This is a genomic window from Maribellus sp. CM-23 (assembly GCF_021354595.1).
Taxonomy (GTDB): domain Bacteria; phylum Bacteroidota; class Bacteroidia; order Bacteroidales; family Prolixibacteraceae; genus Draconibacterium.
Genome location: NZ_JADWYJ010000011.1, coordinates 1 through 4,716, shown reverse-complemented (window position 1 = coordinate 4,716; position 4,716 = coordinate 1). Strand labels below are relative to the sequence as shown.

The 4,716-nt window shown below is 47.7% G+C and carries 2 tRNA genes and 2 rRNA genes; all 4 read left to right on the top strand.

Annotated features, from left to right (window positions below):
• Positions 1-499 precede the first annotated feature (499 nt).
• Positions 500-2,017 (top strand): 16S ribosomal RNA (locus INQ51_RS22430).
• A gap of 138 nt (positions 2,018-2,155) precedes the next feature.
• A tRNA-Ile gene (locus INQ51_RS22425) sits at positions 2,156-2,229 on the top strand.
• 89 nt (positions 2,230-2,318) lie between these two features.
• Positions 2,319-2,392, top strand: a tRNA-Ala gene (locus INQ51_RS22420).
• A 264-nt stretch (positions 2,393-2,656) separates the two neighbouring features.
• Positions 2,657-4,716, top strand: a 23S ribosomal RNA gene (locus tag INQ51_RS22415); the annotation flags it as partial.

The window sequence follows — 4,716 nt, the reverse complement described above, 5'->3', positions numbered from 1 at the left end:
TAGGTTGACCCGGGGAATAAAAAACTTTGAAAAAAAAGCTTCAAAAATTTGGAGTAAAAGAAAAGATGTCTACCTTTGCCGCCGCTTTCACAGAAAGCAAAGTTCTTAACGCGACTGAGAGAAGTTTTGAAAGAGGAGAAAGGTGCTGGCAACAGTATTTGAACCCTTTACAGAACAAGGGAAGCAGGAAAATAAAAAAGCGAAAAAAACTTCAAAAAGTTTTTGGGAATACAAAAAACTGATTACCTTTGTCGCCCCGAAAAGAGGGAAACGAGTTCTGACTGAAACGAGCGATTTGAAAGAAGAAGGAGTGGAGGTCAGTAGATAGTAGGAAGTAGATGACCGGCATTAGGATCGAAGATGAAGATGCTGGTTTTTTTACGCAAAGTTCATTAACATTTTGAAGCACAAAAAATAAAAAAAGCAAGGTTTAACCAACTTTGTTGATTTCTGAGAGACAAGTAAACCTGGAGCGAAGGATATTTAAACTTTTATATTTACAACGGAGAGTTTGATCCTGGCTCAGGATGAACGCTAGCGGGAGGCTTAACACATGCAAGTCGAGCGGGATTCTCCTTCGGGAGATGAGAGCGGCGCACGGGTGCGTAACGCGTATGCAACCTGCCTTGTACAGGGAGATAGCCCATGGAAACGTGGATTAATATCCCATAGCATTGTTGAATCGCATGGTTTAACAATTAAAGTTCCGACGGTACAAGATGGGCATGCGTAGGATTAGCTAGTTGGTGAGGTAACGGCTCACCAAGGCAACGATCCTTAGGGGTTCTGAGAGGATTATCCCCCACACTGGTACTGAGACACGGACCAGACTCCTACGGGAGGCAGCAGTGAGGAATATTGGTCAATGGACGAGAGTCTGAACCAGCCATCCCGCGTGCAGGATGACGGCCCTATGGGTTGTAAACTGCTTTTCTACTCCAAGAAACCACCTTACGTGTAAGGTGTTGCCGGTAGAGTAGGAATAAGCATCGGCTAACTCCGTGCCAGCAGCCGCGGTAATACGGAGGATGCAAGCGTTATCCGGATTCATTGGGTTTAAAGGGTGCGCAGGTGGGCTTGTAAGTCAGTGGTGAAATGCTGCCGCTTAACGGTAGAACTGCCATTGATACTGCAAGTCTTGAATATGGTTGAGGTAGGCGGAATGTGTTGTGTAGCGGTGAAATGCATAGATATGACACAGAACGCCGATTGCGAAGGCAGCTTACTAAGCCATAATTGACGCTGAGGCACGAAAGCGTGGGGAGCGAACAGGATTAGATACCCTGGTAGTCCACGCCGTAAACGATGATCACTCGCTGTTTGCGATACACAGTAAGCGGCTGAGCGAAAGCATTAAGTGATCCACCTGGGGAGTACGATCGCAAGGTTGAAACTCAAAGGAATTGACGGGGGCCCGCACAAGCGGAGGAACATGTGGTTTAATTCGATGATACGCGAGGAACCTTACCTGGGCTTAAATGTAGATTGCATAGATTGGAAACAGTCTTTCCCTTCGGGGCTATTTACAAGGTGCTGCATGGTTGTCGTCAGCTCGTGCCGTGAGGTGTCGGGTTAAGTCCCATAACGAGCGCAACCCCTACCGTTAGTTGCCATCAGGTCATGCTGGGGACTCTAGCGGGACTGCCACCGTAAGGTGAGAGGAAGGTGGGGATGACGTCAAATCAGCACGGCCCTTATGTCCAGGGCTACACACGTGTTACAATGGTCGGTACAAAGGGCAGCTACACTGCGAAGTGATGCTAATCTCAAAAGCCGATCCCAGTTCGGATTGGAGTCTGCAACCCGACTCCATGAAGTTGGATTCGCTAGTAATCGCGCATCAGCCATGGCGCGGTGAATACGTTCCCGGGCCTTGTACACACCGCCCGTCAAACCATGGAAGCTGGGGGTGCCTGAAGTCTGTGACCGAAAGGAGCGGCCTAGGGTAAAACCGGTAACTGGGGTTAAGTCGTAACAAGGTAGCCGTACCGGAAGGTGTGGCTGGAACACCTCCTTTCTGGAGCACAGGTTTACATACTTACTCTGTGACGAGATTGACAATTTTGGACCTTGCTTTTTTATAAAATATACTAGAGTTACAAGCGGGGCTTGCCAGCTAACAGCTAACAGCTCAAAGCTTGGCGCTTTGTTAAATAGTCCCGTAGCTCAGCTGGTTAGAGTACTACACTGATAATGTAGGGGTCCCCAGTTCAAGTCTGGGCGGGACTACCGCGAAGGGCGGAATATTGGAATAGAGGAATTTTAGAATGAAAACCATTCAAATATTCTCAAACTCTAATCTTCTAACCTTAAGATTTGGGGGATTAGCTCAGTTGGCTAGAGCGCTAGATTTGCATTCTAGAGGTCAAGGGTTCGACTCCCTTATTCTCCACAAGAGACTAGAAAAAGTCGTAAACGTTCAAAAAGAAATGATGAACAAGAGATAATGCTGGTGCATTGGTTAAGGTTCGATTCCTTATTTATCTACGTAAGTAGAACAGTTTAGTCTGTTCATGTGCTTTAAAGTTCTTTGGCATGTTGGGAAAAATAATTGATGATTATTTTCGAATAATTATCGAGAGTCAAATCACAAGATAGAGACAACTATTTTTAAACAAGAGATACAATTTTGAATCAATACGAGGATTTATATCCAAAGAAAGTTACTAAGGGCGTACGGAGGATGCCTTGGCTCTCAGAGGCGAAGAAGGACGTGACAAGCTGCGATAAGCTGCGGGGATTAGCAAATATGAATCGATCCGCAGATTTCCGAATGGGGCAACCCATCCTTTTAGGATATCCCGGGTAACCGGGAGGCAAACCCGCTGAACTGAAACATCTAAGTAGGCGGAGGAAGAGAAAACAATAGTGATTCCCCTAGTAGTGGCGAGCGAAAAGGGAAGAGCCTAAACCAATCTTGTTTCGGCAAGGTTGGGGTTGTAGGGCTGCGACATGAAGACATATTTTGAACTGGAACGGTTTTGGAACAGCCGGCTATAAAGGGTGACAGCCCCGTACAGGTAAGCAATACTATTCTAGCAGTACCCTGAGTAGGGCGGGACACGTGAAATCCTGTCTGAATCTGCCAGGACCATCTGGTAAGGCTAAATACTACTGAGAGACCGATAGTGAACAAGTACCGTGAGGGAAAGGTGAAAAGCACCCCGAACAGGGGAGTGAAATAGTACCTGAAACCGTGCGCTTACAAGCGGTAGGAGCTTCAATTTATTGGAGTGACTGCGTGCCTTTTGCATAATGAGCCTACGAGTTAGTCGTTACTGGCGAGGCTAAGTCTTTAAGAGACGTACCCGAAGCGAAAGCGAGTCTGAATAGGGCGTAAAGTCAGTAGCGCTAGACGCGAAACCTTGTGATCTACCCATGGCCAGGTTGAAGTGTTGGTAACACAACATGGAGGACCGAACCAGGAGACGTTGAAAAGTCTTTGGATGAGCTGTGGGTAGGGGTGAAAGGCCAATCAAACTGGGAAATAGCTCGTACTCCCCGAAATGCATTTAGGTGCAGCCTTGTGATAGTTTTACAGAGGTAGAGCTACTGATTGGATGCGAGGGCTTCGCCGCCTATCAAATCCAGACAAACTCCGAATGCTGTAAAATGTTTCACAGGAGTGAGGGCATGGGTGCTAAGGTCCATGTCCGAAAGGGAAAGAACCCGGACCATCAGCTAAGGTCCCCAAGTGTATACTAAGTTGAACAAACGAGGTCTGATTGCTTAGACAGCTAGGATGTTGGCTTGGAAGCAGCCATTCATTTAAAGAGTGCGTAACAGCTCACTAGTCGAGCGATCGGGCATGGATGATAATCGGGCATAAGTATACCACCGAAGCTATGGATTTGTACTATGTACAAGTGGTAGGGGAGCATTCCAAACTGCGTTGAAGGTGAAGCGTGAGCTTTGCTGGAGCGTTTGGAAAAGCAAATGTAGGCATAAGTAACGATAAAGGAGGTGAGAAACCTCCTCGCCGATAGACTTAGGTTTCCTGATCAACGTTAATCGGATCAGGGTAAGCCGGGACCTAAGGTGTACCCGAAGGGGGAAGCCGATGGCAAGCAGGTTAATATTCCTGCGCCCGCTATACAATAAAAGTGACGGAGATATGTAGCTGCTAGGTACTGACGGAATAGTACGTTGAGCCTAGCCTTCGGGCGAAGCGAAGCAGTGAGTTATCTTCCAAGAAAAGCGAGTATAGCGGCCCGTACCGCAAACCGACACAGGTAGTCAAGGAGAGAATCCTGAGGCGCTCGAGTGATTCACGGCTAAGGAACTAGGCAAAATGACCCCGTAACTTAGGGAGAAGGGGAGCCTGCAGCAATGCAGGCCGCAGAGAAATGATCCAGGCGACTGTTTATCAAAAACACAGGGCTCTGCTAAATCGAAAGATGACGTATAGGGCCTGACACCTGCCCGGTGCCGGAAGGTTAAGTGGGGATGTTATCGCAAGAGAAGCATTGAAATGAAGCCCCGGTAAACGGCGGCCGTAACTATAACGGTCCTAAGGTAGCGAAATTCCTTGTCGGGTAAGTTCCGACCTGCACGAATGGTGTAACGATCTGGATACTGTCTCGGCCGTGAGCTCGGTGAAATTGTAGTAACGGTGAAGATGCCGTTTACCCGCAACGGGACGGAAAGACCCCGTGAACCTTTACTGCAACTTCGCATTGACTCTGGGTAAGTGATGTGTAGGATAGGACGGAGGCT